A 25,943-nucleotide genomic window follows, 5' to 3' on the forward strand; every position below is an offset into this window, starting at 1 on the left:
GAATTTAAAGATGAAAACACTGATTAAATCTGCGCTTATTGCAAGCTCTATTTCCGCTGCTTTACTTACTTCTTCAGCAATTGCTAAGGATACTGCTCGTCTTGAAGTTAAAGTAGAAGTTAAAAACTTATTTTCAGCTGAAGCCGGTGATCCGCTTGATTTCGGTATCATTCGAGTGCAGGGCGATGCAGCGGATGTCGCCACTATAAAGATTGAGGCGGATCCAACATTGACCGATCCTGAAATTAAGAATACTGGTGATGCAATAATAAACCTTATTAGTACAGGTGGAGCTGGCTCTATCAATATCACCGATGCCGCGCCAAATACTGAGTTAACGATTACGGTTCCAGCCGCAACTACGGTTGATAGCGTAGGTAATGCCTCTTTTGATTTAAAGGATTTTGAGTTTTATGTGGTGAGCGGTGCTCAGCCTAACAGTGAAGTGACAAACAACAAGTTTAGGGTTGATGCAAATGGTGCCGCAACGCTTTCCGTTGGTGCGACATTAAGTACGAAAGCACTTTCTGGAACAGATACGTATGGCGGTGGTGTATACACCAGTAAAGTTGATATCGAAATCGCTTACTAAAACATGTGGCGTTACATGGTACTGGCATTGCTTTTTGCCAGTCACTTGGCCAAAGCTCAAGATATATCGGTCGTTAAGAAATTGAGCTTTGGCACTATTGCGATTATTGACCAAAATAGCGCAGGCACAGTGACGATAGAACCTAATGTTAGATCACAAACCTCAAGCAATATTCTATTCGTAGAGTTTGGTCATGCGGCAGAAATCCTCTTGACCGATTTTCCTCATAATCGCCAAATTAGCGTCCAATCTACCGTTTACAACGACTGGTTTGGCTATTGGAATCTTGGTGCATCCGATGCCTTCCAATTGACTGAGTTGTATCACGAGAAGGCTATTTACACTGATAGTGTTGGGTCTGGTGAGTTTAAGGTCGGGGGGCAATTGCGCTTTGCTGGCAACGGTAAATCGCTATCGGATGGGGTGCAAACCTTGAACGTTGAAATAACTTTGTCTTACTAGGGCCTGTTGACCTTTGCTGTTTGATTTTTGTTCCCCTGAGTGGGTTTTGGTCGCGGCGCTCGACTTGCCGCCTAGTAATCTAAGCAAAAGTTGAGCAACAATGAACAAAGCGCACTCAGGGGAACCCAAAGGGCAGCGCTTGATTGGCATTTCTTCTGTATGCAGCGGATGTCGCCACTATAAAGATTGAGGCGGATCCAACATTGACCGATCCTGAAATTAAGAATACTGGTGATGCAATAATAAACCTTATTAGTACAGGTGGAGCTGGCTCTATCAATATCACCGATGCCGCGCCAAATACTGAGTTAACGATTACGGTTCCAGCCGCAACTACGGTTGATAGCGTAGGTAATGCCTCTTTTGATTTAAAGGATTTTGAGTTTTATGTGGTGAGCGGTGCTCAGCCTAACAGTGAAGTGACAAACAACAAGTTTAGGGTTGATGCAAATGGTGCCGCAACGCTTTCCGTTGGTGCGACATTAAGTACGAAAGCACTTTCTGGAACAGATACGTATGGCGGTGGTGTATACACCAGTAAAGTTGATATCGAAATCGCTTACTAAAACATGTGGCGTTACATGGTACTGGCATTGCTTTTTGCCAGTCACTTGGCCAAAGCTCAAGATATATCGGTCGTTAAGAAATTGAGCTTTGGCACTATTGCGATTATTGACCAAAATAGCGCAGGCACAGTGACGATAGAACCTAATGTTAGATCACAAACCTCAAGCAATATTCTATTCGTAGAGTTTGGTCATGCGGCAGAAATCCTCTTGACCGATTTTCCTCATAATCGCCAAATTAGCGTCCAATCTACCGTTTACAACGACTGGTTTGGCTATTGGAATCTTGGTGCATCCGATGCCTTCCAATTGACTGAGTTGTATCACGAGAAGGCTATTTACACTGATAGTGTTGGGTCTGGTGAGTTTAAGGTCGGGGGGCAATTGCGCTTTGCTGGCAACGGTAAATCGCTATCGGATGGGGTGCAAACCTTGAACGTTGAAATAACTTTGTCTTACTAGGGCCTGTTGACCTTTGCTGTTTGATTTTTGTTCCCCTGAGTGGGTTTTGGTCGCGGCGCTCGACTTGCCGCCTAGTAATCTAAGCAAAAGTTGAGCAACAATGAACAAAGCGCACTCAGGGGAACCCAAAGGGCAGCGCTTGATTGGCATTTCTTCTGTATTGCCCCACAAGGATGTGGGGTAAGGTGACTTTGCAGGAGCACAAAGTCTTTATCGCCAGACTTACATAGAATAACTATGCTACGCAGGCTCCGCCTTGTATAAATGGCAATTAAACTGCTGCAAAAACAAACTTGAAAGATAAACAGGCCCTACATTATGAATAAATTAATATTAACGCTGCTTTTGTTTTGTTGCTGTAAAGTAAGCGCCAATCTAATGATCACCCCAACACGGGTTGCTTTCGAAGAGCGTCAGAGAATTGAGAGGGTTACAATCATTAATAATGGTGATGTGACCAAATCTTATCGACTTGAATTTCAAGAGAAGCTAGCACTTAAAGAAGGTGGTTATGCCAACTTTTCCGAGCAAAAAATGAACCCTATGGCTGCAAGCCATTTCATCCGTATTTCACCTAGGCAAGTAACACTGGGACCTGGTGAGCGTCAGGTAATAAAGCTGGCTGTGCGCAGAAAGGCGAATATGGAACAAGGAGAGTATCGCTCACATTTGCTTTTTAGGGAGCTGCCGAATAATAAAGGCAAGCTGCAAGAAGGTATCAATATTGACGTGCTGATGAGCTATAGCATTCCGGTGATGCTACGAGTTGGCGATGCGAACCCGCAAGTACAGCTTGAGGATGTCATTGTAAGCAACGCAAAAAATGGTCGTCAGGCAATTACGGTACTACTTAATCGAACTGGGAAATATAGTAGCTTTGGCGAATTATCCGCTTATTGGCAGGGGAAAAATGACGTTAAACCTGTGCGGATCGGAGTATTAAATAAGTTTGCCGTATATCCAGAGCTTAATCAAAGGAGTGTAGAATTCTCGATAGACCCTGCAATCAAGCTCGGGCCATCAGGCAAGGTCTTAATCAAGTATGTGGGTGATGAGGAGTACACTGACCGCACCTTTGTAGATGATTCGGTATCTTTGTAGTTTAGGGTAAGCGAACGTAATGAGAGCCCCCGCTATTTGGCGCACGTTACTAATAGGCATACTATGCTATCAACCTGCTATGGCATCGCAGGTTGATACTTTGCAACAGCTATTTGAACGGGTTGAACGAGTGAAAGCAAAACTTGCGATACAGCAAAGTGAGCGGGTGGTCTCTCGGGTTGATGTTGGTACGGAACTGTTTTTATCCGCCTATAAAGGGAATTTATATTTAGGTGAAGTGATCGCGGTGACGTCGGAACAAGGCGTCAATGTGGAACTCTTGAGCTTGTTTTCAGCTTTGGGGTTTGTGGTATCAGAAGATGTGTCAGGAACTTTTGATGGCTGGTTCTTCACACCTGAAAACACTTTTAGTCTTAATGCCAAAGCGCTTTTAGTTGAGAGCAAAGGACAGCGAACGCAATTGAGTAATAGGGAGATCCAGGTTATCAATGGTGAGGTATTTCTCGCTGATTATATCGTTGCGACCTTATTCGATGTGAGCCTGTTTACCGATATACAGGATTTATCTCTTACGGTTAAAAGTAGGCAAGTTCTGCCAATAGAAGCGCAGCAACAGCGATTAGGAAGAGAGGTTGTTAGCTTTGACCGCAATGCCAGCGCAACATTACCGTGGCGGTCAAGTCCTTATCAAAGCATCGGTAAACCAGTGTTGGATGCTCAGATAAATGCGCAGGTGACTGAAGACATTAGCCAGATGTCTTATTCCCTTATTGGCTCGCAAGACATCGCCTATTGGCAAGCTCAGTACTTTATTGCTGGTAGAGAAGGGGATGTGATTAATCGTTCGCGATTATCCCTCAACCGTGCTTCTAAAAAAGCCGATGTTTTACCGTTTGGCAACTTTACCAAGGTATCGCTCGGTGATGTCCAGAGTGTTCAAGTTGGAGTCGATGCGCTAAATGAAGAAGGGCGAGGAGTGAGCTTCAGTAACGCGCCGTTAGATAGGCGTACGAACCGTCAGCGCATTGTCATCTCAGGTCCTGTTCAGGTAGGGTGGGACGTAGAGCTTTATCGAAATGGATTGCTAATAGGACAAGAAAATAATGTCCAATCTGGGCGCTATGAGTTTGAAAATATTGATTTACTATTTGGTGAAAATACCTTTGAACTGGTGATGTATGGAGGCCAAGGTCAAGTATCAAAAGAAGTGCAGACCTATTATGTTGAACAGAGCACCGTAAACGAAGGTGAAGGCTTTTTTGCCGTATCAATTACTGAGACGGGCAAAAGTATACTGGGCGACAAGACTGCGGAATCAGGAGCATCAAGCTGGCAAGTAAATGGTCGATTTGACTACGGTCTTACTAAAAACTTTGTGGCGTATGCAGGTTTGCAGCATCGTCAAGGTGTGAAACATAGCGCCTCGGAACAGTACTTTTCTGCAGGGTTTAACACCAATATTAATAAACGACTATTACTGGATGTTGACTATAGTAAGAGCGAAACGAACCAACGTCTCTCTGCAAATACTCGAACCCGTCTATTTGGCCAGCAGGTAGGTGCTAAATTTGAGCTAAAGGAAGATTTAGAACGGGATGAAAATGCGACCGAGATAAAATTAACGGCGGCGGGAGATTGGTCTCTTTTTGATGCCGCTAAGATTTACTATCGTGCTGAATACTTTCAGCTTAATAGAGCTAATATAGACACCACCGAGCAAGCGTCGCTACTGTTTAGTACGGGTAATTATTGGGGCACTTTCAGTAACCAATTTGTGTGGCAAGAGCAGACAAATCAAGCCAGCGATGTGAGTGGCTACTTGCGCTGGCAGCGCAGAGTGTTTGGGATATATAGTCGCTTTACTACTTGGTATGACATAAAACCTTCTAATGAAATTACATCCGCAGAGCTAGAGTTGAGCAAAGAACTAAGTCCTGAGCTTGATCTTGGCATTACCTTATACAAAGACTTTGCTGCCGATTACTATAAAACCGAACTTGGATTGAGCTGGAACCATGAGAAGTTTAGGTTGTTAACAGACTTGCAATACGATAACGATGATAACTGGCAAGTAGGCCTCTCTGGACAAGTAAGTATCGGAGCGGGCGAATCCATAGATCAGGTTTTTTTAACTGGCAAACGCTTGTCGCAGTTTGGCTCTTTGATGGTTCGTGCTTTTATCGACCAAAATAATAACGGCTATCTTGACGATGGGGAGTTACCGCTGAAGGGGGTAACTATAAAAGCATTACAAAACTTTGCACAAGGTAAAACTGACGACGATGGTGTGGCTCTATTACCCGCAATGGTTAATTACAAACGAACAGATATTATTGTTGACAAAGAAACGATCCCCGAACCCTTTTTAATTCCCGCTAACGATGGCTTTTCATTCACTCCAAGACCCGGTCATATTGAATATGTTGAAATACCATTTGTAAACTCGTCGGAAGTTGAAGGTATTGTTGAAATCAATGAGGGTACTGAGCGCCGACCTGCAGGGTTCACCACCGTGAGTTTACTTGATGAAACGGGTAACGAAGTCGCGCGCACTCAGACGGCATATGACGGCTACTATGTATTTACTGGTTTGAAGCCTGGGACTTACCGTACAGCGATAAGTGATGCGAAAAGGCTCGCGGTAGCCAGTACTCAACAGATAGAAGTGGAGTTAAGTGCAGAGGGAGACTTACTGCTTGATGTAAATCACGAACTACAACGACAGCGCGCAACCACGCAAGAGTTTGCTGTAGCTGGACGCTTCAAGACATTAACGATATTAAAAGTGTATGCGGCGATTTTGGCTAAGCGTTATCCCGCGTTATTAAGCGGTGGTTTTGGGTATGCGCAAAAAGAAGGCGACGCCACTTATTTACTTATATTAAGAGATGACGCCACACAAAATGCGGCAAATATTTGCCAAAATCTACTTCCCTTCAAAGTTTCTTGCACGGTGGAAGCCTTAACTATTTATGAAAGAGAAAACAATGCAATCAATTAAGTGGCACCTCATTATGCTCAGTTTCGTTGCGTTAAGTGGTTGCCAAGCAACTGCGAGCAAGAGTCAACTTGACTCATTACAAATGAAGAAGCAGATATCTTTATTGGAACAGCAGGTAAGCACCTTACAACAAGAAGTAGAGCAGCTCAGAGCGCTAAAACAGCAGGTTGCTAGGTTTGAAGAAGTGCAGGAAGATTTAGATGTTATTGCGATGCAGCTATCAAATTCGCTTGCAAAGCAAAAGGATGCTGAGCTTTTAGCAGAGCAACCCGAGCAAGTGATAGAGCAAAAAACAAAGCCCACCGAGAAACAAGAACAGCCTGTAGAGATAGCTGAATTTGCAATTCAATTGGCCTCTACAACGGAATATACCAAGCTTAGGCAAACCTACGAGCAACTCAAGGATAAGTTACCGCAAGACTTTGCAACAAGCGAAGTGAATATCGAGCAAATAGATATTCAAAATACCAAATATTATCGACTCAAATTAGGTGCATTTACAGATAAGGCCTCTGCATACAAAGGTTGCCAGCAGCTTAAGCGTGCAGGTTTAAGTTGCTTGGTTAGCCATTACACCAGTCATCGACTTTAAAACTTGGTGCGTATTTTGCATTTTATCCAATAAGTTTATCGTGGGCTTGGTGAAATGAAATATCTAGCACTCATAGTGATTATGTTGTTGGCGGGGTGTACAAACAGCCAACAGGTCGGCAAAAGAGAAGCGACCCAGCAGCAAGAAATCTTACCTGACTTAGATGGGTTTGGCGCTCAGTTAGCCGCGGAACTTGGGCAGTATGTACGGCCGTTCAAGCCGAATTCAACGCTTGCTGTGACGAGTTTTTTTAAGGCTAATCAGCTGGATGATACCGTTGCTGGGCAAGGTTCAGGCTTGAGCGTGGCCTTGCAAGAATCCCTCATGACCCATTTAAGTCAAATGGGGGCAGATGTCGTGGAATATCGACTCAGAAACGCTTTATCTTTACAAAGTTCTGCCGATAGTATGTTAAGTCGAGAATTGAATGTGCTGAATCAGCGCCAGAAAATTGACCTCGTGGTGGTTGGGACAATCGTAGAAAGTCGAGATACCTATTTGGTCAATGCGCGGCTGGTTGATACGTTACATAATCGAGCCGTCTCAGCCGCATCAATCAGCATACCTAAAGCTGTGATGTGGGGTACGGAGCGTGTCACAAATCGTGACGGTCAGATTATACGAAGCCAATATTAGTGGAGATGAAAGTAATGAAAAAAGTATTAAGTTTGGTTTTGCCGCTTTCATTGATGGTTGGCTGTGCTCAGAGTCACTTTTTTGCGGTGGATAATGCTCAGGCTGAGCCCGTGCGTAATGGCTTTGAAAAATCTTCGATGTATCAAAGTAACCCAAACGGTATGAAGCAATTTTCTGTTTCTCAGCAAATGGCTGGTAAAAATGTCACTCACTATGTCCAGTCTATAATGCAAGACATGGTTGCAAACTTGAAACACGTGAATGAGAAAACACCGGTAGCAGTGACAAGCTTTGTATTTTTAGATAAAGAATTTGATAAAGGTTCCTTGCTGGGTAACCAGTTGGCTGAAAGCTTTATCCATGAGCTTCATGCATTTGGGATCCCTGTTGTGGACTTTAAAACAACAGACTATATCCGGGTGACACCTGAAGGCGATTTTATTTTTAGTCGTGACTTTTTAGAGCTATCTGACGACCACCCTTTTTTGTACGTGCTAGGTGGTACTTTGGTGAATCATCAGGGCGGAGTTATGGTTAATGCCAGAGTGGTTGGGCTTAGAAGTAAAAGTGTCGTGGGTTCTGCTCAAGGGTTTTTACCGCAAAACGTAGTTAACGCCCTACAAGATGGTGCGGCATACGATGGCATTCGTATAGAGCGTGCGAACTAATTCGGAGGCGATGATGAAAAATGTAGTGCTATTCGCGACGACACTCGCATTACTCGGTGGTTGCGAAGTGACAAATCAGGCGACTCCTGAATCTACAGAAACGCAGCAATCCGATATGGAAATATTATATGCCATGATGGAAGAGCAAGAGCGTAATGAAGATTCACAAGCGGCGATATCGCAAGATATTGGCTTCGTTAGCTATCGTCATCGCAAAGAAATTGCTAACTACGCCAATCAAATTGCGTTGGAGCTGTCAGATACGGTGTTAGGGCAAAAGCCCGAGTCGATAGCGGTAGCTAGTTTTGTTAACTTTAATGAATCATTAAGGGATACAAACCAGCTAGGAAACCAATTGGCTGAGTCTTTAATGCATCAAATGCAAAAGCTGGGTTATCAAGCATTAGACTTTAAAGCATTGGGGAAAATTGAAGTGACATCTAGTGGTGATTTGACTTTTTCGCGTAATGCAAGTCGCTTGAAAAACACTCAATCTCCCAGTCATTTGCTCACAGGCACTATGGTTTACCGTCCACGAGGCGTGGAGGTGAACGCAAGGTTGTTAGAGTTTAATACTAACTTAGTGATCGCAAGCACGGTGGTGACTATCCCGTATTTTATCCTTGATGATCAGGCAACCGCTTCAAGGTAGTACTTCAAATAGCGTTTTTTAGAAGAAAATACCGTTTAGGTTTTATTAAACGAAGAACTATCCTACTTCTTATTCACACCTCAAGCGAAGTAACTGATAGCGCAGTAGTGGGTCTTAACTGCTGCGTATTCACCTACTGAACCACCTCATTTATTAGCGCGAATAAATTGACTATTAATCTTTAAAAGTTCATTAAGATCAGTATACTAAAGCGAAGTCACTGAGATGCAGTACAACAGAGAATCGACAACTCTCGACTTCATTGGTATTAAGTACCGCAGATCCCGCTAGTGAAGGTCAAAAAAGCGATTGTTATCTGACTTTAGAGATTGTCCCCATAGTTTAATGGATAAAACAAGGCCCTCCTAAGGCTTAGATGTAGGTTCGATTCCTACTGGGGACGCCATTGGTATTCATTTCTGCGTGGAATGACCAAAGTAAATGGGTGGTGGAAGCATGATGCAGAGGGTGTAAAGTCATCGAAAATCTTGCCTTTTGCTACAGGAATGCTCTGCCTTACAATTCAAACTCATTTTCATTTTCTATTTGAATTTCAACCAAATCGTTAATTTGCACATTGTGAAGTGGGCGATTGCTGATATTTACCGCAATGGCGTTTTGCGCATTCACTTGGATAACTTGCAGTTTATTGATGGTTTTAATTTGATGCATAAACACTTTACCATCGACATTAGTCAGCGGATTGCTATGCGCTACGTTAAGGATCTGGCCATTCTCTAAGCCATGCATACGGCCCAAATTAATAACGACTTGTTCATCATCGATATGTAGGATTTTGCCATTGGTTGGTAAGCAGGCGACCGCTGCGTTTAAATCAGTTGCGATTTGTGTCAGCGTGGTTTGGATCTCATCAGCATAATCTGTCTGCCAAAAGCGCTCACTGTACACATCAATTAATTTGGTTTTCTTAAACGGCCACACGCCTTGAGTGGCATATTGTTTTTGCCATACCCTTTCATGAGAAAGTGCATCAAACAGCGCAAAGTCTACCTTGAAGCTTCTTAAGTATTTATCACTTTGCCAAAATGCGAGGTCACTATTAAGTTTATCGACACTAGCAACATCAGTAATTTGATTCAGCAGTACAAATTGGCTGTTGGTATTTGCTGTAATGGTCTCGATTAGCTGTTCATTATAATCAAAACGCTGACTGAAAAAGCGGCTAACATCTATGGTCTGTGCAAAATAGGGAACGGGTTCTAAGCTCGACTTTTGTTCGGTCATTGTTTGATATAGGCGCTCGCTCACGGCTTTATTTATGTCAAAAATTTGACCTAAAGTTGCTTGATGTTTATTTTTTAGCTGGCTTTGTGTGACTGCAACCTGTTTATTGTAAGCACTCGTTGGGCACTGAGCACTCTGTGGGGTAATATCGATATGCAATGTTACTTGCCATGAGTCACCGACTTTTGCTTCAGCAATCACGTTGGCGCTCTGGATTTCAGCATTTGAGCGGATCTTAAGTTGATCTTGGGTGAGCACACCATCGGTGACGGTTTGTACACTACTCACCGAAGCGCCAGAAAACAGCAATGCTTGTGTAATGGCGTCATTTACGGCCTTTCTTTTTGCTTTTTGATGATCGCCATTTTTAACGTCAGCCATGCCGGTAACTTCAAACCATTCGGCATAAGCAGGATTAGTTAAGGTGATACACAACAATGATAGACTGGTCGCGAATTGCTTTTTCATGTTTAAATGCCCAGATCAAAAACTACCCTTTAACTCAGCAATACCTGTGCCAAATTTTGGCAAGGTTCGTGCATAATCATATTTTATGAAAGTTAATTTTATTTATTGCCAATACTCGATGAAACCACAACAACCCTTGCAAGACCAAGATGCTGGGGAAGCGTTAAATTTTGATTGGTATTTATTGTAGCGGAGTGTAGTGAAATGCGTATCACTAATTCTATCAGTGCAGTTGTTATGGTTTGCTCGCTAGCGGGACTCAGTGGCTGTTCAAGCCTCGTTGACAAGCACATTGAATATGAGACGGTGCAACCGGAAACCTTTCCTGTTTTACGGGCTGTGGGGTACGCTCCTTTGAGTGCTCAGCCGGGTAAAACTGCGGGTGAGAAGCAACTAATGGCTATTAAAGTCTCAAAATTAGAAGCGTATCGTGAATTGGCTGAGCAACTGTATGGCCAGAATTTGACATCTACTATTACGGTAAAAGGGGCGGTTGCGCAAAACGACGGCCTTAAGAGCCAAGTAAATGGACTCGTTCGAGGGGCTAAGGTGCTGAAAAGTTACGCTGTTGGTGATACTTACACGACGGAATTAGAGCTTGATATGAAACGCGTTTATGATTTGTATATTACTCAAGTCAAGCCGCAGAAAATTAAGAAAATATCTTATAGTTTTAAGTAAGCACTCATCACATGTCGCTTACTTAATATGCTGCATTTCGGTTGTTCTTCAATACTGAAATATGATTGGCGTGGCTACGCCTTTAGGTTACGTACTAACTCACTGTCGCTACTTTTAACACTACCATCCTGACCATATGTAATCGAAGTTGGTGCGCCAATTAAGATCCCTTTTAATTCACGTGTGCTTACATTCGCCTGATGAGCAGTTTTAGCATTGATTTCATTTTTGGTTTGGCATTCACTGAGTAGTGCTCGCACTTTAGTAACGAGCGGGGCTACTTCATTGTGTTCAAAGACGTGAGACTCTGTTTTTGACAATTCATTGTCGAGCTTTTGCAGTTTTGAAATGAGAGTTAGCTTTTCACGAGCGATTTCTTTTAAGTTGTCGCCACGCCGAGATGCAAGCTCGTCAAGCTCACGCGCCAGAAGCTGGGTCATCGCTTCTAGCGTTGAGATTTGTTCAGAAAGTTTGTGGTGGCAAAGCCGAACCAAATCATCCATATATTTCGAACTCAAATGCAGCTATGTTTTTGGCGAGTTTTTCCGCGTCAACTTGGTACTTGCCTTCTGCAATCGCTTTTTTCAATTCTTCGACTTTCTTGTCGTCAAAGCCTGATGATTGCTGCGCTTTTTCGTTGACTGTTTTCAGCTGTTGCGCTTGTGGAGTCAGACTGACTGAATCCGCAGCTGCTTTTGGTGTAGCTGGTGATTTAACTGATGCGCTGTTGGCATCATTTCTTTGCAATTCAGCTTTCTGTTGCTTAACATTATTAGCAACGGATGTAGACTGATTCTGACCGTTAACTTGATTAACCATGATTGTAGACCCAATAAAATTATACTCTCAGCCTTGTTATCGGCGTTTAATAGTATTACTTTAGCAAATTTTTTATAAATTCACCTCTACTGTTTCCACTTCTATTACTCTAGCACGTAAGGTTTTGCCAGAGCGAGAGTTTTTAATATTAATCAGTTCACCACGGTTGCCATCTTGCTGCGCTTCTCCTTGAGTTTTGATCACGAGTCCACCTGATTTAGCAATAATCGTCACAGTATCGCCTTTGCAGACCATGCAGATATGGGCTTGAGTAAAGGCTTGGCCTTCTCTTATATTACGTTTGCTGCGACTACCTATTAGTATCGACTTATCTTCAACATAAGAAACTCTGCGAAAACGTTTTGGCTGATACTCTATTTTTACATCTTCATCTTGAATAACACGGCCTTTTTCTAACATGGTTGCGCTAACTAATATGGGGAAGAGGTGATCGATACGTACGTGGACGTATTGAGTCCAGCTGAGGGTATCGTTGCATCTAATTTGAACTGTCACTTGAGTATCAAAAGGCGGAGCCATCGCTGTACTATATTGCAACGGCGATTGACAATCCCGTGCTGGAATTCTTGAATCAAGTGGTATCGCAGTCAGTGACAGCTGACTATCGGGATCCTGCTCTACATTCGGTTCAACAAATTCTATAGCGCTTTGTTCTAAAGTTTTGTTGTCATATTGCTGACAATAACCATAATCAACGCCTATAAAATAAGCGAACAAACAAAAAAACTGAATGTAATGGGTTTTTTTTAACAAACTCATGATGTTTCGACTATGCTTATGGGGTGAAACAAGGTATAAAGATTCTGCTTTAATAACTGCACCTAATCAAGGGTGGTAAACCATATCAGAGTCGAAGCAAAGATCGTTCCGATTAGCGGTTTATACAGTAGGAGATTGAAATGGCAGGTATTTTAGACTCGGTTAACCAACGTACACAGCTGGTTGGACAAAACCGTCTCGAGCTATTACTTTTTCGACTTCAAGGTCGACAGCGCTTCGGCATTAATGTTTTCAAAGTCCGAGAAGTGCTTCAATGTCCAGCATTGACAAGCATGCCCAAGTCAAACCCGCTTATCCGAGGGGTTGCTCATATTCGAGGCCAAACTATATCCGTAATTGATATGTCACTTGCGGTAGGTGGACCTCCTATTCAAGATATTCGTAACTGTTTTATTGTGATTGCAGAATACAACCGTTCAGTCCAAGGTTTTCTAGTCAGTGCAGTAGAACGCATTGTGAATATGAACTGGGAAAAAATAATGCCCCCACCATCTGGGGCAGGTCGTTATTCCTATTTGACAGCGGTTACAGAAATTGAAAACGAGCTAGTTGAAATATTAGACGTAGAAAAGATCCTCAATGAAATTTGCCCAATCAACACAGAAGTCAGTGCTGATATTGTCTCTGATGGTGAAATGCAAAAAGATTTAGGCGAACGTATTGTATTTATCGCTGATGACTCCGCGGTTGCTCGTAATCAGGTCAAACGTGCATTGGAGCCATTAGGTGTTCAGACTGAGCTGGCAAAGAACGGCAAAGAAGCACTTATCAGGCTTCGCGAAATTGCGGAAATGGACTGTCAAAATAATGTCACCGAGCGAGTTGGGCTATTGATTTCTGACGTTGAAATGCCAGAAATGGATGGTTATACGCTAACGGCTGAAATAAAAGCTGATCCAAAATTAGCGCCATTGCATGTGATACTCCATACTTCACTGAGTGGTGTATTTAATCAGGCCATGATTCAGAAAGTGGGCGCTGATGATTTTATTGCTAAGTTTAACCCAGATGAATTAGCTTCAGCGGTTAAAAAATGGGTTCATTGTGATTAAAGCTGGTGGTAGCACTTGGAAAATAAGCATTTAGAGCAAAAAGAGTACGATCAATTTAGAACCTTTTTGGAGCAACAGTGCGGTATTGTACTGGGTGACAATAAATTGTACTTGGTCAAAAGCCGACTCGCTCCTCTGATGGCTCGCTTTGGTGTGGAAACACTTTCGTCCTTAGTAGCTAAAACACTCAGTCCCCATGAGCGGCAATTGCGTGCCGCTGTGGTGGATGCGATGACAACGAATGAAACACTTTGGTTTAGGGATACTTATCCGTTCGAGCTAATTAAATCGAAAATCTTACCAGAGTTTAAAGACTTGAGACGTCCAGTTAAGATTTGGTCGGCGGCAAGCTCATCAGGACAAGAGCCATATTCAATCGCGATGTCTGCGAGTGAGTATGTGAGTAAAAGCCCAGGTGCGCTGAAAATGGGTGTGCAGATCGTTGGTACAGACATTTCTAACACCATGCTGGATATGTGTAAGAATGCTGAATATGACGCGTTGGCGTTGGCGCGAGGGTTATCGCCTGAGCGCAGAAAGAAATTTTTTATGGATAGTGGCAATGGAATGGCTAAGGTCGTTGAACCGATCCGTAAAATGGTCAGTTTTAGGCATTTAAATCTGTTAGATTCTTATGCATTGATGGGTAAGTTTGATGTTATTTTCTGCCGTAACGTCTTGATCTACTTTTCACCGGAAGTGAAAGCCAAAATCATTTCGCAATTTGCTCAGTCGTTAAACCCTAATGGTTATTTGTTTTTAGGTGCGTCAGAATCGATGGCGGGGTTGAGTGACGACTTTAATATGATCCGTTGTAATCCTGGGATTATCTACCAGAAAAAGACTTAATACTCACATATAGCGGCAGGGATAGTCGCTATAGCTAGTATTTGCAATTTGTAATGTAATTCTAATAACTATCTCCTACCTTTCAGCCTCAAATTGCTTCAGTCAAGTTGTCAATTATTCGAATATTTGCTCTTATTTACGTCACCTCCTAAACATTAATTCAAGTTTAATTATTTCAAGAATTAAGTTTAACGTATTGAAAATTAAGGGATAAATTTTAATTCAAAACTGGCCTAAAGATTGCTTTGTCATACCTGAGTCAATTTTTTGGAGTCAGATAATGGCAATTAGTTTCGATAAAGCGTTGGGTATACATCAGCATACTATGCTGCTTCGCTCACAACGCGCTGAAATTCTAGCAAGCAATATCGCAAACGCAGACACTCCAGGATACAAAGCTAAAGATATTGACTTTGCTAGTGCTTTAAAAGCGGCAAAGACAATGCAAAGAAGCGGCAATGATATGGTTAGAACAGATGCAAAACACCTTAGTGGTGGTACCAAAATGAGTAATTCATCTGAACTATATCGTTCGCCAAATCAAGCAGATACAGGTGATGGTAACTCAGTTGATATACAAGTGGAACGAAACTTGTATGTACAAAATGCATTAGAGTACCAAGCCAGTTTGCAATTTCTTGGTGGTAAGTTCAGTGGTCTTAAAAAGGCACTCGGTGGGCAAGGGGCATAATTATGAGTTTATATAACGTTTTCGATATTGCGGGTTCAGGAATGAGTGCACAGAATGTGCGACTAAATACCACCGCAAGTAATATCTCAAACGCAAACTCAGTGAGTTCTAGCCAAGATACCGTGTATCGCGCTAGGCACCCTGTATTTGCCGCAGAACTTTCCAAAGCTGCAGCTTCCCAGAATAATGTTGCGGGATCTTCAGTTGGAGTAAAAGTCTTAGGTGTGGTTGAGAGCGACAAGCCGCTTCAAGTTGAGTACAACCCAAACCACCCAAGTGCTGACGCAAATGGCTACATTTATAAACCGAATGTGAATGTGGTAGAGGAGATGGCAAACATGATTTCTGCTTCTCGCTCTTACCAAACCAATGTTCAAGTTGCAGACGCTGCAAAGCAAATGCTTAGTAAAACATTGCAACTAGGCCAGCGCTAAATTGGGAGTAACAGCTGATGAGTAATAATGTAAATGCCACTTCTTCAACGGGTGTAGATTCACTCTACTGGGATAGGCAAAAACAGGCCGAGGAGAAAAAGCCCAGAGATGAGCTATCGCAAGAAGATTTCTTCTCGCTGCTTACTCAACAGCTCTCTTTCCAAGATCCAAGTAAGCCTGCGGACAACGATCAAATGATCGCGCAGATGACAAGTTTTACTATGGCCGAGGGGATCTCAAAGTTAAATGAAAACTTTGACTCGTTGGCTGCATCAATGACTTCTAACTCGGCGCTTCAAGCATCAACGCTGATTGGTAAAAAAGCATTACTCGAATCAACGACGTTAGAACATGGCGATGATGCACTTACCAAAGGCTCGGTGATTGTACAGGAACCAGTTCAGAATCTATCAGTGGGTATCTATGATGAATCTGGAGCGCTTGTTAAGACGCTTGAGTTTGGCGAACAAAGTGTGGGCGCAGTGCGATTCGATTGGGATGGTAAGAATAAAGATGGCGAGATGATGCCCCCTGGTGAATACACCATAAAAGCGGAAGGCATGATTGAAGGTGAATATCAGACTTTACCTTCGGCCACATTTAGAAATATAGACAGTGTTAATGTTAATGGTGCTAACGGCATCGTCATTAATACCAAAGAAGGCGCGGTGCGCTTAACTGATATTGCTGAAATAGCATAGTAGTTTTAAAGAATTAACCTTAAGAACTTAGAGGTGAGAGTATGAGTTTCAATATAGCACTGACAGGCATTGCCGCCGCGCAAAAAGACTTGGACGTAACAGCAAATAACATTGCTAACGTGAATACGACGGGTTTTAAAGAATCTCGCGCAGAATTTGCTGATGTTTACGCGTCTTCGGTTTTTAGCTCTGGCAAAACGAAAAATGGTGATGGTGTACAAACTACCATGGTAGCGCAGCAGTTTCACCAAGGGTCATTAAAGTTCACGCAGAACTCGTTAGACTTGGCGATTGAGGGTGAAGGCTATTTTGCCATGTCAAACTCTCTTCAGTCTCAGGATTTTACGTATTCTCGAGCTGGTGCATTTAAACTAAATAAAGACAACTTTATCGTTAATGCAAAAGGTGACTACTTGCAAGGCTTCCCTGTAGATCCATCGACAGGTGATAATACATCTTTGAGTTTAAGTCAGACGTCACCAATTCAAATTCCTGATGCATCGGGTTCACCACGAGCAACGTCGCAAATCTATACTTCATTTAATCTAGATGCAACGGCGCAGCCACCTACGATTGCGTTTGATCCTGAGCAACGTGCCTCATATAATTCAAGAACAGCTATTACGGTATATGACTCATTGGGTGAGGCGCACACGTTACAACTGTTTTTTAGAAAAACGGCGGATAATGAATGGTCAACTTATGCAACAATGGACGATAAGCCATTTAACCACAATGCGCAGCAAATTGATCCAGCTGCAACACCACCTGTTCCTTATACACCTGTCAGTGTTTTCCGTTTCGACGCAAGTGGTATTCCTTCACAAACAGCGGATGATCCATCAGCTTCACCACTGACATTTAGTAACAATACGGGGATAACGTTTAACCCGCTTAGTCTTGCAGGTCCTCAAGATGCGGTCGATCCAACTATTGGTATGTCAAACCTGTTAGAAAACGGCGCAACTTTCCCGAATGATATTGTTGTTAACTGGCGCGATGAAGCAAACACGGCTCAGAGGTTACCGACACAATATTCATCGGGTCGGTTTGAAGTAAAAGCATTGGAGCAAGACGGTGCGACCGTTGGCCGTTTAGCAGGTATTGATATTGGTACTGATGGTAAAGTTGTGGCTTCATACACTAACGGTGACTCGACTTTCCTAGGGCAAGTCGCGCTAGTACGCTTCCCGAATTCTCAAGGCCTTCAGGCGATTGGTAATACTGAGTGGAAGAAGAGCCTATCTTCTGGTGAACCACTTGCAGGCGAGCCAAACACAGGTACTCTCGGTGGTATTAGTTCATCGGCCCTAGAGCAATCGAACGTCAACCTCACAAACGAGTTAGTTGACCTTATCAGTGCCCAACGTAACTTCCAAGCGAACTCTCGAGCGCTTGAGGTTAACTCAACATTACAACAAAATATATTACAGATCCGATAATATATTATGCCCTCCAAAGGCTGCTACAAAAGCAGCCTTTTTTATGTCCGTCAAAAACATCTCATCACTTTGGCACTGTGTTTGCATTAACTAGATTAAGTTTGAATTTTATAGGTCATCGTCATGGATAAAATGGTGTATATCGCAATGTCAGGCGCTAAGCAGAGCTTACGCGGTGTGGCACTTAAAGCGAATAACCTTGCTAATGCCAACACGACTGGCTTCAAAGCAGATTTTGCTCAAGCGCGTTCAATGCAGGCATTCGGAGAAGGGTTACCCTCTCGGGTTTTTGCTATGCAAGAACGTCCAGGTACTAATATGACCGGTGGTGCAATCGTTGAAACTGGCCGTGAGCTTGATATTGCAGTGGATGATAAGTCGTGGATCAGCGTCGTTGATGCGTCGGGCGAAGAAGCTTACACCAAAGTCGGCACGCTTAACATTCGTAATGACGGTGCGTTAGTCACAGCTCACGGGCGTCAACTTATTGGCGAAGGTGGACCTATTGTCTTACCTATCCCCGTTGATAAAGTGGTGTTTAGTGACGATGGCTCTATTCAAGTGCGTCCACAAGGTGCCCCCGCTAACTTTCTTGAGGTGGTTGATAGGCTGAAAATTATTGAAGCAGATAATAGTAAGCTACAGAAAGGTAATGACGGCCTCTATAGACCAAAAGAAGATAAGTTAGAAGATGGGATCTGTGGCTTTTGTGAAATATCTCCAACTGCAAAAGTAATGAGTGGCTTCTTAGAGATGTCCAACGTCAATCCCGTTCATGAGATGGTGGATATGATCAACCATCAAAGACAATTTGAAATGCAAATTAAGCTGATGAAAACAGCTGAAGAAATAGATGAGCGACACACTTCGCTCCTACGCATAGTTTAAGAGTGAGGTAGAGATTATGAATCCGGCATTATGGATAAGTAAAACAGGCTTAGATGCTCAGCAAACTGATATTTCAGTTATTTCGAACAACTTGGCGAACGCCAGTACCGTCGGCTACAAAAAGAGTCGGGCGATATTCGAAGACTTGCTGTATCAAAACATCAATCAACCAGGTGGCCGCAGCTCTCAAGATACAGAACTACCATCAGGCCTAATGCTTGGTGCAGGTGCCAAAGTGGTCGCTAACCAAAAGAATTTTTCTCAAGGTAATATGTTAAGTACCGAAAACTCTTTGGATTGGATGATCCAAGGTCCGGGCTTTTTTGAGATTCAGATGCCAGATGGCACAACTGCGTATTCAAGAAACGGTCAATTCACGACGGATGAAGAGGGGCGGATAGTTACCTCTGGTGCGGGTTTTCCTGTGTTACCTGAGATGAATGTGCCCGACGATGCACAGTCAATCACTATCTCTCAAGATGGCGAAGTATCAGTGCGCGTTGCTGGACAAGCTGAAAACGTTGTCATTGGGCAATTGACGATCAGTGACTTTATTAACCCATTAGGTCTTGAACCGATTGGACAAAACTTGTACACGGAAACTGCGGTAAGTGGTGCACCAGTGCAAGGTAATCCAAGTGTTGAAGGGCTAGGTAAGATTGTGCAAGGCGCACTTGAGACGTCAAACGTTAATGTGACCGAAGAGCTTGTAAATCTAATCGAAACACAGCGCGTGTATGAGATGAACTCAAAAGTGATTTCAACGGTAGATCAGATGCTGAGCTACATTAATCAACAGTTGTAATTGGGTAGGGGGTATTATGCGTGCATTATATTTAGCCATCGTAACGGTCGCTGCATTATCTGGATGTAGTACAACACAAAATAAAAATGTGGTGCGTGACGATCCGTATTATGCACCTATCTATCCCGAGGATAATCAAGCCCAAATGGTAGCAACAGGATCATTGTTTAATACGCAGTTTTCCAATGATCTTTATGCTGACAAAAAGGCGTTAAGAGTCGGTGATATTATTACCATCGTACTCAGAGAAACGACTCAGGCTACCAAAGCTGCGAATTCTCAACTTGATAAATCTAGTGATGCTAGTCTCGATCCGATTATTGGTCTTGGTGGCAATGCCATCAATATTGGTAAGGAAGCGATACAATTTGGAGCAAGTTCAAGCTCTTCATTCTCTGGTGATTCTCAAGCCAATCAGTCAAACAGCCTATTTGGTAATATTTCAGTAAACGTCACCCGAGTACTTCCAAACGGCAATTTAGTGATCCGCGGCGAAAAGTGGTTAACTCTCAATACTGGCGAGGAATTTATTCGCTTAGAAGGATTAGTAAGACCTCAGGATGTAACGGCAGATAACACTGTTGAGTCCAATCGAGTGGCAAACGCTAGAATTCAATACTCAGGTAAAGGCGACCAACAAGAAGTGCAAAGTGCAGGTTGGTTAACGAGTTTCTTTATGAGCGCGCTGATGCCGTTTTAAGGTGCTGAAAATGAACAATATGCTTAAGAATATTTTGCTTATCGGTGCGGCCATTACGTTGGTTAGTTTTTCTTCTTTGGCTTCTGCTGAGCGAGTTAAAGACGTCAGTATGGTTGAAGGTGTTCGTTCAAACCAACTGGTTGGCTACGGCCTAGTTGTAGGCTTGCCTGGTACCGGTGAGCAAACCAGATTTACCGAGCAAAGCTTTAAAGCGATGTTGAATAGCTTTGGGATCACGATGCCCGCAAGCTTAAAGCCAAAAATTAAAAATGTTGCGGCTGTTGCGGTTCATGCTGACTTACCACCTTTTGTTAAACCCGGTCAAACCATTGACGTTACTGTTTCATCTATTGGTAGTGCTGGTAGTTTACGAGGTGGTACTTTACTTCAGACCTTTCTAAAAGGGGTCGATGGTAACGTATATGCAATCGCGCAAGGTAGCTTGATTGTTGGTGGTTTGGGCGCTGATGGTGCCGACGGGAGTCGAGTTGTGATCAACACCCCGACAGTAGGTCGGGTGGCAAACGGCGCGACAGTGGAGCGAGCAGTTCCAAGCCCGTTTACTCAGGGGGATTACATTACCTTTAACTTGAATAGACCAGATTTTACTACGGCAAAACGCTTGGCCGATACTATCAATGGCCTTGTTGGACCAAATAGTGCAAAACCTATGGATGCAGCATCAGTTCGAGTAATTGCACCAAGAGATCCGTCTCAGCGCGTTGCATATTTATCTACGCTAGAGAATCTTGAATTCAAACCAGCGGATACCGCTGCGAAGATCATCGTTAACTCGCGCACTGGCACTATCGTTATCGGCAAAAATGTCAAGTTGCAGCCTGCGGCAATTACTCATGGCGGCCTTACCGTAACAATTGCTGAGCAGCAAAATGTGTCACAACCTAATGCGCTGGCGAATGGCGAAACAACAGTGACGCAACAAAGTATTATTGATGTAAACCAGGATGATTCTCGAGCGTTTGTGTTTGACCCGGGTGTGAGCCTTGATGATTTGGTTAGGGCAATTAACCAAGTTGGCGCAGCGCCTGGTGATTTAATGGCGATCCTTGAAGCGCTAAAGGAAGCGGGCGCAATAAATGGTCAATTAGTCGTCATTTAATGTTCTATTATTAATCAACTAGTTAGCCTCACAATTGTGAGGCTTTTTTTTGGCTCGGATTTTGCATTTCTATTTGTATAGTTATTAACGTCAAACAGTGCTGAGTGTATGAACACCGACCAATTGAAAAATCAAAGCTTTTTTGACCTAGGAAACCTTGATTCGATCCGTAAAGAGGCGCTGAAAGGTGCTGGCGATCAAGGTGCCTCAGATCAGGCATTGAAGAAGGCGGCACAACAGTTTGAGTCTATCTTTACGCAAATGTTGTTACAAAGCATGCGTAAAGCGAATGAGGCGCTAGAGGATAAAGACAGTCCATTTAACTCTAGCGGTGTCAAATTTTTTGAAGAAATGCATGATCAGCAACTTTCGATGCACTTATCTGAGCAGGGCAGCTTAGGACTTGCAGATCTGATTGTGCAGCAATTGTCTCCTAATTCTGAAAAGTATAAGCCTGCCTCAGTAATGAGAGCTGACGGCGATATTTCCTTTAAAAGACAGGCGACAACGAGTGAAAGTATGAATAAGTCTGAACCGCAGGCTGTCAATGTGAAGGCAGATACCTCAAGCGATGAACAAACAGGCTTTGGTTCTCCGGAGGAATTCGTCGACAGAATTTGGAAATACGCTCAAACAGCTGCGAAAAAGTTAGGCTTGAACCCTGCGGTAATGGTTGCACAGGCTGCACTGGAAACCGGTTGGGGTAAACACATCATCAGCAAAAAAGATGGTAGTAGCAGTTTTAATCTATTCAATATCAAAGCGGATAGCCGCTGGAGTGGTGAAAGCGCCAGAAAATCGACACTTGAATTTGAGCAAGGGTTACCGGTGCAAAAGCAAGCCGATTTCCGTGCTTATAAGTCGCTTGAACAAAGCTTTGATGATTATGTCAGTTTCCTAAAAGGTAATCCGAGATACGAGCAAGCCTTAAATAAGGCTGGTGATAGTCATGCTTATTTAAGTGAGCTTCAAAATGCAGGCTACGCGACCGATCCGAATTATGCCAACAAAATTAAGTCAGTTCTAAAGCGTATTGATGTATCCGATTTCTTATCCGGTGCGCTAACAAAGGGAGTCAGATGAGATGTCATTTGATCTATTAAATATTGGTGCGGCAGGGGTTAGGGCTAACTCTGAGTTACTACAAACCACCAGTAAAAACATCGCTAACCTAAATACCAAAGGGTATATCCGTGAACGGACTGAACACGGAACTATGATAGGTGGGATGGTTGGCCGCGGTGAAACCGTGCGTTTACTCAACCAATTTGCGCAGCAGCAGTTAAATCGTGATATTTCTAATCAGTCTTACTATGAGCAGTTTGTCACTGAGGCAAGCCGCGTTGACACGTTGTTTGCACAAGACTCAAACAGTCTGAGCAAGAGCATCAACTCGATGTTTAATAATTTACAAAGCGCGATTAACTTGCCTTCATCGACAACTAACCGCTCTTTATTTATGACAGGCGCTCAAGGCCTAGTCGATCAAATGGATAGATTGTCAGGTATTGTTGTTGATCAAAACAGTATCGTGAACGAGCAATTGGATATTTTCTCGGAAGAAGCCAATAACCTTGTTCAAAAAATCAGTGAATTAAACAAGCAAGTAGCGAGTAAGTCAGCGCTCAATCTTAACAATGTCGATCACAGCGTGCTTAATGAGCGAGATCAAGCAATTAAAGAGCTTGCTGAGCTCGTAGATATAGAAACACTCGACGGTGAAAATGGCGAGAAGCTCGTGTTTTTAGGCACTGGGGATGCGCTTGTGATGCAAGGTGGAGCCTTCAATTTATTCGCGATGAAAGGCAACCCAGATCCTAACCATAAAGAACTAATCTTAGACATTAAAGATAAAAATGTTGTGCAGCTCGAGTTAGATAGCGGCAGCTTGAAAGGCAAAATCGGCGGGTTACTGGCGTTTAGAGATGAAGTCTTAATCCCGGCACAAAACCAACTAGGTCAAATTGGCCTCGCATTGGCAGATGCTTTTAATCAGCAAAATAGATTGGGAATGGACTTAGATGGCAACATAGGTGGAGATATATTTAAAATACCTACCGTGGGTGGCTTTGCTTACAGCGAAAATACAGGCACCGCAGCGCTTACGGCAACACTTGAGCCTGGGCGCGGCAATGAGTTGCCAGCTACCGATTTCCAAGTTACTTATACCAGTGCAACAACCGTTGAAATAACAGCTGTAGATGCCAAAGGTAATCCTATCGGTACTCCGACGACTGGTAATATTGCAGGTGGAGTCATCGCGGGAACGGGCGATTATTTTGGCTTACAAATGAACGTAACGGGTAGTGGTGCAACAGGTGATAGATTTCTTGTGAAATTAAATCAACAGGCTGCAACTGGGTTGGAGCTTGCAACTCAAAGACCAGAAGCACTCGCATTAGCGTCGCCAATTCGTACTGAAAAATCAGCAGACAATAATGGTACGGCAACCATTTCAGCTGGGGTTGTCACTGATACCGATCCAGCGACTAGTGCGTTTACTGCAGGAACGCCGCCAACGTTGAATGATGGTCCTTATACCCTGACTAAAACAGCAAATGCTAACGAATATACGTTAACCAGTAATTCAGGTACAACGCATACTTTTACGGCTCCTGCCGATGGTAAAGATATTCTTTCTGGAGTGGGAGCCGCGCCTGTACCTTTTGATAATCTTGGCTTCACTTTCGATATCGAGGGTACACCGAATACCGGTGATAGTTTTGAGATTAGCTTTAACACAGGTGGCTTTGATGACAACCGTAATGGTGCAGCGCTCGATGGTCTGAAATCATCGGATTTAGTTAGACAAAATGTAGAGTCTACAGGTAGTACCGAAAGCCATAAAACCTTTAATGAAGCATATGCCGATATTGTCACAGGTGTAGGCGTTATTACCAATCAAGCGAAAACTAATAGCGCGGCATTTGAAGCGCTGGCTAATCAGTCGAGTGCATGGTTTGAGTCTCTATCGGGTGTAAACCTAGATGAAGAGGCGGCCAACTTGTTACGTTTTCAACAGTCTTACTCGGCTTCGGCGCAAGTCATTTCAGCAGCAAGAACTGTGTTCGATACCTTATTAAGTGCAGCGAGGTAATTATGCGTTTATCTCAAAATCAAATTTTTAATTCTAATCTCAATTCTATTTTGCGTAATCAGCAGGACGTGAATAAAGCAACACAGCAGCTGAACACGCAAAAGCGGGTACTGAGTGCTTCTGATGATGCTTCAGCGACTGCAAGAGCCATGCTTTTTGATGACAGGATCCAAGCAAACGATCAGTTTACCAAGAACCTGACTATGTTGTCTTCGAGATTAGATACTCAAGAATCAGTACTAGAAAATATTAAAACGGCCATTGATAGCGCTTATGCGAAGTCGATACAGGCAGGTAACGGTGGGTTATCTGACGTTGACCGTGAAACGATTGCTGATGAGCTCGAGTCCATTCAGGATACTATTTTGGATTTAATGAACTCAAAAAGTGAGGATGGTAAGTTTATATTTTCCGGCTACCAAGATAATACGCAAACCTACAGCTTTGATTCTGCCACTGGAAAGTACGTATATAATGGTGATCAAGGACAGCATAAAATAAAGGTTTCTGAAGGGGTTGAAATACGCTCAAGTGATAACGGTTTTGATGTATTTGAAAGTGCAGAAAAGCGACTGAATATTACGTCAAATACAGCTGTGGTTTCTGGTGGTATTACATCGGCCTCCGTTTATGTGGACGAACAAGGGACTTTTGACAAGTTTCATAAGGCAAATTACAACGCTGATCCTAGTGCGCCTGCCGGTGCAAACACCTTTGACTTAGTGGTGACAGCGGGTACGCCAAATACTTACCAGCTTGAGCAGGGAGGAACGGTTATTTCAACGGGTAGCTTTGAAGGTAATTCGGTTAAAGTGGCAGGTATGGAATTTAAATATGAAGGTGCCGGTTCTGGTCAAATCAGTTTTGATTTAGAAAAGCCCCAGAAGGAAAACATTCTAAATACATTAGAATCTATGATTACGTCATTGAGAGACACTAGTATTACGGGTGATGATTACAAACAGGTCCTGGCTGATGGTATTACTGGCCTAGATAATGCCAAAATCAAGATATCGCAAGGACAAGCGGGGCTCGGCGGTAGGTTAAATGCTGCAAAGCTTGTATCTGATGCAAATTCAGACTTGGACGTCGATAACAAAGCAAATAAAGCGGCTTTAATAGAAGTCGATTTTTATTCTGCGATTTCAGAACTCACTAAGCATGAAACTGCGCTGCAGGCCTCTCAGGCAACATTTGGCCGCCTAACTAACCTTTCTTTATTAGACTATATTCGTTAAAAGACGGCCTTTACGGGCCGTTTACTCTCACACCGCTCTAAACTCAACTTTTCCTCGTAACAAGCTGAATAATAATACAGTTTTATATAATTACCTGACCGTAACCTAGGTGCGTCAAAACTTTGCCATATTTGTTTGAGCAATAATAAAAGCATATAGAAATCATGACGATAATTTTTTTTTAAAAAAAATACTAAAGGAAATTTTTTGCCGACCGAT

28 protein-coding genes and 1 tRNA gene are annotated in these 25,943 nt (G+C 43.1%); 25 read left to right on the plus strand and 4 right to left on the minus strand.

Features of this window, described 5'->3' with window-relative positions:
- Positions 1-10 precede the first annotated feature (10 nt).
- The 11 genes from PPIS_RS01970 to PPIS_RS02030 all read left to right on the plus strand — a co-directional run bounded on the left by PPIS_RS01970 (position 11) and on the right by PPIS_RS02030 (position 9,099).
- Entirely contained in the window at positions 11-592 is a 582-nt protein-coding gene (locus tag PPIS_RS01970; RefSeq protein ID WP_010369323.1) for a DUF4402 domain-containing protein, read from the plus strand.
- Positions 593-607: 15 nt separating this feature from the next.
- Positions 608-1,054, plus strand: a complete 447-nt coding sequence (locus PPIS_RS01975) for a DUF4402 domain-containing protein (protein ID WP_010369322.1) — start codon at positions 608-610, stop codon at positions 1,052-1,054.
- Between the two features lie 143 nt (positions 1,055-1,197).
- The gene (locus tag PPIS_RS01985; protein ID WP_249031239.1) at positions 1,198-1,620 is read left to right on the plus strand and encodes a DUF4402 domain-containing protein; all 423 of its coding nucleotides are present in this window, start codon (positions 1,198-1,200) and stop codon (positions 1,618-1,620) included.
- A gap of 15 nt (positions 1,621-1,635) precedes the next feature.
- On the plus strand, positions 1,636-2,082 hold the full coding sequence (locus PPIS_RS01990) for a DUF4402 domain-containing protein (protein ID WP_010369322.1): 447 nt from the start codon (positions 1,636-1,638) through the stop codon (positions 2,080-2,082).
- A 318-nt stretch (positions 2,083-2,400) separates the two neighbouring features.
- Complete coding sequence (locus PPIS_RS02000) at positions 2,401-3,183, plus strand: fimbrial biogenesis chaperone (RefSeq protein WP_010369319.1); 783 nt, start codon at positions 2,401-2,403, stop codon at positions 3,181-3,183.
- A 19-nt stretch (positions 3,184-3,202) separates the two neighbouring features.
- Positions 3,203-6,145 carry a hypothetical protein gene (locus PPIS_RS02005; protein ID WP_248694120.1) on the plus strand — a complete coding sequence of 981 codons (2,943 nt, stop codon included), beginning with the start codon at positions 3,203-3,205 and terminating at the stop codon, positions 6,143-6,145.
- A complete protein-coding gene (locus tag PPIS_RS02010; RefSeq protein ID WP_010369314.1) occupies positions 6,132-6,737 on the plus strand; it encodes an SPOR domain-containing protein in 606 nt (201 codons plus the stop codon). Before PPIS_RS02005 ends, PPIS_RS02010 begins: the two co-directional genes overlap by 14 nt.
- 54 nt (positions 6,738-6,791) lie before the next feature.
- The gene (locus tag PPIS_RS02015; RefSeq protein WP_010369312.1) at positions 6,792-7,373 is read left to right on the plus strand and encodes a FlgO family outer membrane protein; all 582 of its coding nucleotides are present in this window, start codon (positions 6,792-6,794) and stop codon (positions 7,371-7,373) included.
- 14 nt (positions 7,374-7,387) lie between these two features.
- Entirely contained in the window at positions 7,388-8,041 is a 654-nt protein-coding gene (locus PPIS_RS02020) for a FlgO family outer membrane protein (RefSeq protein ID WP_010369309.1), read from the plus strand.
- A gap of 10 nt (positions 8,042-8,051) precedes the next feature.
- The gene (locus PPIS_RS02025) at positions 8,052-8,693 is read left to right on the plus strand and encodes a FlgO family outer membrane protein (protein WP_232288070.1); all 642 of its coding nucleotides are present in this window, start codon (positions 8,052-8,054) and stop codon (positions 8,691-8,693) included.
- A 331-nt stretch (positions 8,694-9,024) separates the two neighbouring features.
- A tRNA-Arg gene (locus PPIS_RS02030) sits at positions 9,025-9,099 on the plus strand.
- Between the two features lie 110 nt (positions 9,100-9,209).
- Here the strand turns inward: PPIS_RS02030 and PPIS_RS02035 are convergent.
- On the minus strand, positions 9,210-10,406 hold the full coding sequence (locus tag PPIS_RS02035) for a flagellar assembly protein T N-terminal domain-containing protein (protein ID WP_010369305.1): 1,197 nt from the start codon (positions 10,404-10,406) through the stop codon (positions 9,210-9,212).
- Between the two features lie 204 nt (positions 10,407-10,610).
- Between PPIS_RS02035 and PPIS_RS02040 the strand changes: the two genes are divergently transcribed.
- A complete protein-coding gene (locus tag PPIS_RS02040) occupies positions 10,611-11,087 on the plus strand; it encodes an LPP20 family lipoprotein (RefSeq protein WP_010369302.1) in 477 nt (158 codons plus the stop codon).
- A 74-nt stretch (positions 11,088-11,161) separates the two neighbouring features.
- On the opposite strand, the gene flgN is transcribed toward PPIS_RS02040, so the two are convergent.
- From flgN to flgA, 3 genes are all read right to left on the minus strand, one after another.
- Positions 11,162-11,590: a flagellar protein FlgN gene (gene flgN, locus PPIS_RS02045; RefSeq protein ID WP_010369300.1), complete on the minus strand. Its 429-nt coding sequence runs from the start codon at positions 11,588-11,590 to the stop codon at positions 11,162-11,164.
- Positions 11,583-11,906 (minus strand): flagellar biosynthesis anti-sigma factor FlgM, encoded by a 324-nt coding sequence (gene flgM, locus PPIS_RS02050; RefSeq protein WP_010369298.1) that lies wholly within the window; start codon positions 11,904-11,906, stop codon positions 11,583-11,585. Before flgM ends, flgN begins: the two co-directional genes overlap by 8 nt.
- A gap of 72 nt (positions 11,907-11,978) precedes the next feature.
- Entirely contained in the window at positions 11,979-12,686 is a 708-nt protein-coding gene (gene flgA / locus PPIS_RS02055; protein ID WP_010369295.1) for a flagellar basal body P-ring formation chaperone FlgA, read from the minus strand.
- Positions 12,687-12,826: 140 nt separating this feature from the next.
- Here flgA and PPIS_RS02060 point away from each other — a divergent pair, with 140 nt between their 5' ends.
- The 13 genes from PPIS_RS02060 (at position 12,827) to flgL (ending at position 25,724) form a co-directional block, all read left to right on the plus strand.
- Positions 12,827-13,759 (plus strand): chemotaxis protein CheV, encoded by a 933-nt coding sequence (locus tag PPIS_RS02060; RefSeq protein ID WP_010369293.1) that lies wholly within the window; start codon positions 12,827-12,829, stop codon positions 13,757-13,759.
- A gap of 15 nt (positions 13,760-13,774) precedes the next feature.
- Entirely contained in the window at positions 13,775-14,608 is an 834-nt protein-coding gene (locus tag PPIS_RS02065; protein ID WP_010369291.1) for a CheR family methyltransferase, read from the plus strand.
- Positions 14,609-14,888: 280 nt separating this feature from the next.
- Positions 14,889-15,299 carry a flagellar basal body rod protein FlgB gene (flgB, locus tag PPIS_RS02070; RefSeq protein WP_010369289.1) on the plus strand — a complete coding sequence of 137 codons (411 nt, stop codon included), beginning with the start codon at positions 14,889-14,891 and terminating at the stop codon, positions 15,297-15,299.
- A gap of 2 nt (positions 15,300-15,301) precedes the next feature.
- Positions 15,302-15,733, plus strand: a complete 432-nt coding sequence (gene flgC / locus PPIS_RS02075; protein WP_010369286.1) for a flagellar basal body rod protein FlgC — start codon at positions 15,302-15,304, stop codon at positions 15,731-15,733.
- Positions 15,734-15,750: 17 nt separating this feature from the next.
- Positions 15,751-16,434, plus strand: coding sequence for a flagellar hook assembly protein FlgD (locus tag PPIS_RS02080; protein ID WP_010369284.1), 684 nt, complete (start codon positions 15,751-15,753; stop codon positions 16,432-16,434).
- 41 nt (positions 16,435-16,475) lie between these two features.
- Positions 16,476-17,876: a flagellar hook protein FlgE gene (gene flgE, locus PPIS_RS02085; RefSeq protein WP_010369282.1), complete on the plus strand. Its 1,401-nt coding sequence runs from the start codon at positions 16,476-16,478 to the stop codon at positions 17,874-17,876.
- Positions 17,877-17,999: 123 nt separating this feature from the next.
- Entirely contained in the window at positions 18,000-18,764 is a 765-nt protein-coding gene (locus tag PPIS_RS02090; RefSeq protein WP_010369280.1) for a flagellar basal body rod protein FlgF, read from the plus strand.
- A gap of 16 nt (positions 18,765-18,780) precedes the next feature.
- Positions 18,781-19,569, plus strand: a complete 789-nt coding sequence (gene flgG, locus PPIS_RS02095; protein ID WP_010369279.1) for a flagellar basal-body rod protein FlgG — start codon at positions 18,781-18,783, stop codon at positions 19,567-19,569.
- A 16-nt stretch (positions 19,570-19,585) separates the two neighbouring features.
- The gene (gene flgH / locus PPIS_RS02100; RefSeq protein ID WP_010369278.1) at positions 19,586-20,269 is read left to right on the plus strand and encodes a flagellar basal body L-ring protein FlgH; all 684 of its coding nucleotides are present in this window, start codon (positions 19,586-19,588) and stop codon (positions 20,267-20,269) included.
- Positions 20,270-20,288: 19 nt separating this feature from the next.
- Positions 20,289-21,389, plus strand: coding sequence for a flagellar basal body P-ring protein FlgI (locus PPIS_RS02105; RefSeq protein ID WP_010369273.1), 1,101 nt, complete (start codon positions 20,289-20,291; stop codon positions 21,387-21,389).
- Positions 21,390-21,497: 108 nt separating this feature from the next.
- Positions 21,498-22,472: a flagellar assembly peptidoglycan hydrolase FlgJ gene (gene flgJ, locus PPIS_RS02110; RefSeq protein WP_010369267.1), complete on the plus strand. Its 975-nt coding sequence runs from the start codon at positions 21,498-21,500 to the stop codon at positions 22,470-22,472.
- Between the two features lies 1 nt (position 22,473).
- Positions 22,474-24,486 carry a flagellar hook-associated protein FlgK gene (gene flgK / locus PPIS_RS02115; protein ID WP_010369264.1) on the plus strand — a complete coding sequence of 671 codons (2,013 nt, stop codon included), beginning with the start codon at positions 22,474-22,476 and terminating at the stop codon, positions 24,484-24,486.
- Positions 24,487-24,488: 2 nt separating this feature from the next.
- Positions 24,489-25,724, plus strand: a complete 1,236-nt coding sequence (gene flgL / locus PPIS_RS02120) for a flagellar hook-associated protein FlgL (RefSeq protein WP_010369263.1) — start codon at positions 24,489-24,491, stop codon at positions 25,722-25,724.
- The last annotated feature ends 219 nt before the right edge of the window (positions 25,725-25,943 follow it).

The sequence above is a fragment of the Pseudoalteromonas piscicida genome, from assembly GCF_000238315.3.
In the GTDB taxonomy this organism is placed as follows: Bacteria; Pseudomonadota; Gammaproteobacteria; order Enterobacterales; family Alteromonadaceae; genus Pseudoalteromonas; species Pseudoalteromonas piscicida.

What these genes read in the sequence shown, in the direction of transcription:
- flgG (WP_010369279.1), top strand. Translation starts at nt 18,781, where the DNA reads ATGAATCCGGCATTATGGATAAGTAAAACAGGCTTAGATGCTCAGCAA.
- flgN (WP_010369300.1), bottom strand. Translation starts at nt 11,590, where the DNA reads ATGGATGATTTGGTTCGGCTTTGCCACCACAAACTTTCTGAACAAATC.
- PPIS_RS02080 (WP_010369284.1), top strand. Translation starts at nt 15,751, where the DNA reads ATGAGTAATAATGTAAATGCCACTTCTTCAACGGGTGTAGATTCACTC.
- flgB (WP_010369289.1), top strand. Translation starts at nt 14,889, where the DNA reads ATGGCAATTAGTTTCGATAAAGCGTTGGGTATACATCAGCATACTATG.
- PPIS_RS02035 (WP_010369305.1), bottom strand. Translation starts at nt 10,406, where the DNA reads ATGAAAAAGCAATTCGCGACCAGTCTATCATTGTTGTGTATCACCTTA.
- flgE (WP_010369282.1), top strand. Translation starts at nt 16,476, where the DNA reads ATGAGTTTCAATATAGCACTGACAGGCATTGCCGCCGCGCAAAAAGAC.
- flgH (WP_010369278.1), top strand. Translation starts at nt 19,586, where the DNA reads ATGCGTGCATTATATTTAGCCATCGTAACGGTCGCTGCATTATCTGGA.
- flgK (WP_010369264.1), top strand. Translation starts at nt 22,474, where the DNA reads ATGTCATTTGATCTATTAAATATTGGTGCGGCAGGGGTTAGGGCTAAC.
- PPIS_RS02090 (WP_010369280.1), top strand. Translation starts at nt 18,000, where the DNA reads ATGGATAAAATGGTGTATATCGCAATGTCAGGCGCTAAGCAGAGCTTA.
- PPIS_RS02025 (WP_232288070.1), top strand. Translation starts at nt 8,052, where the DNA reads ATGATGAAAAATGTAGTGCTATTCGCGACGACACTCGCATTACTCGGT.
- PPIS_RS02040 (WP_010369302.1), top strand. Translation starts at nt 10,611, where the DNA reads ATGCGTATCACTAATTCTATCAGTGCAGTTGTTATGGTTTGCTCGCTA.
- PPIS_RS02020 (WP_010369309.1), top strand. Translation starts at nt 7,388, where the DNA reads ATGAAAAAAGTATTAAGTTTGGTTTTGCCGCTTTCATTGATGGTTGGC.
- PPIS_RS01975 (WP_010369322.1), top strand. Translation starts at nt 608, where the DNA reads ATGGTACTGGCATTGCTTTTTGCCAGTCACTTGGCCAAAGCTCAAGAT.
- PPIS_RS02010 (WP_010369314.1), top strand. Translation starts at nt 6,132, where the DNA reads ATGCAATCAATTAAGTGGCACCTCATTATGCTCAGTTTCGTTGCGTTA.
- PPIS_RS02015 (WP_010369312.1), top strand. Translation starts at nt 6,792, where the DNA reads ATGAAATATCTAGCACTCATAGTGATTATGTTGTTGGCGGGGTGTACA.
- PPIS_RS01990 (WP_010369322.1), top strand. Translation starts at nt 1,636, where the DNA reads ATGGTACTGGCATTGCTTTTTGCCAGTCACTTGGCCAAAGCTCAAGAT.
- flgL (WP_010369263.1), top strand. Translation starts at nt 24,489, where the DNA reads ATGCGTTTATCTCAAAATCAAATTTTTAATTCTAATCTCAATTCTATT.
- flgC (WP_010369286.1), top strand. Translation starts at nt 15,302, where the DNA reads ATGAGTTTATATAACGTTTTCGATATTGCGGGTTCAGGAATGAGTGCA.
- PPIS_RS02105 (WP_010369273.1), top strand. Translation starts at nt 20,289, where the DNA reads ATGCTTAAGAATATTTTGCTTATCGGTGCGGCCATTACGTTGGTTAGT.
- PPIS_RS02005 (WP_248694120.1), top strand. Translation starts at nt 3,203, where the DNA reads ATGAGAGCCCCCGCTATTTGGCGCACGTTACTAATAGGCATACTATGC.
- PPIS_RS02060 (WP_010369293.1), top strand. Translation starts at nt 12,827, where the DNA reads ATGGCAGGTATTTTAGACTCGGTTAACCAACGTACACAGCTGGTTGGA.
- flgM (WP_010369298.1), bottom strand. Translation starts at nt 11,906, where the DNA reads ATGGTTAATCAAGTTAACGGTCAGAATCAGTCTACATCCGTTGCTAAT.
- flgJ (WP_010369267.1), top strand. Translation starts at nt 21,498, where the DNA reads ATGAACACCGACCAATTGAAAAATCAAAGCTTTTTTGACCTAGGAAAC.
- flgA (WP_010369295.1), bottom strand. Translation starts at nt 12,686, where the DNA reads ATGAGTTTGTTAAAAAAAACCCATTACATTCAGTTTTTTTGTTTGTTC.
- PPIS_RS01970 (WP_010369323.1), top strand. Translation starts at nt 11, where the DNA reads ATGAAAACACTGATTAAATCTGCGCTTATTGCAAGCTCTATTTCCGCT.
- PPIS_RS02000 (WP_010369319.1), top strand. Translation starts at nt 2,401, where the DNA reads ATGAATAAATTAATATTAACGCTGCTTTTGTTTTGTTGCTGTAAAGTA.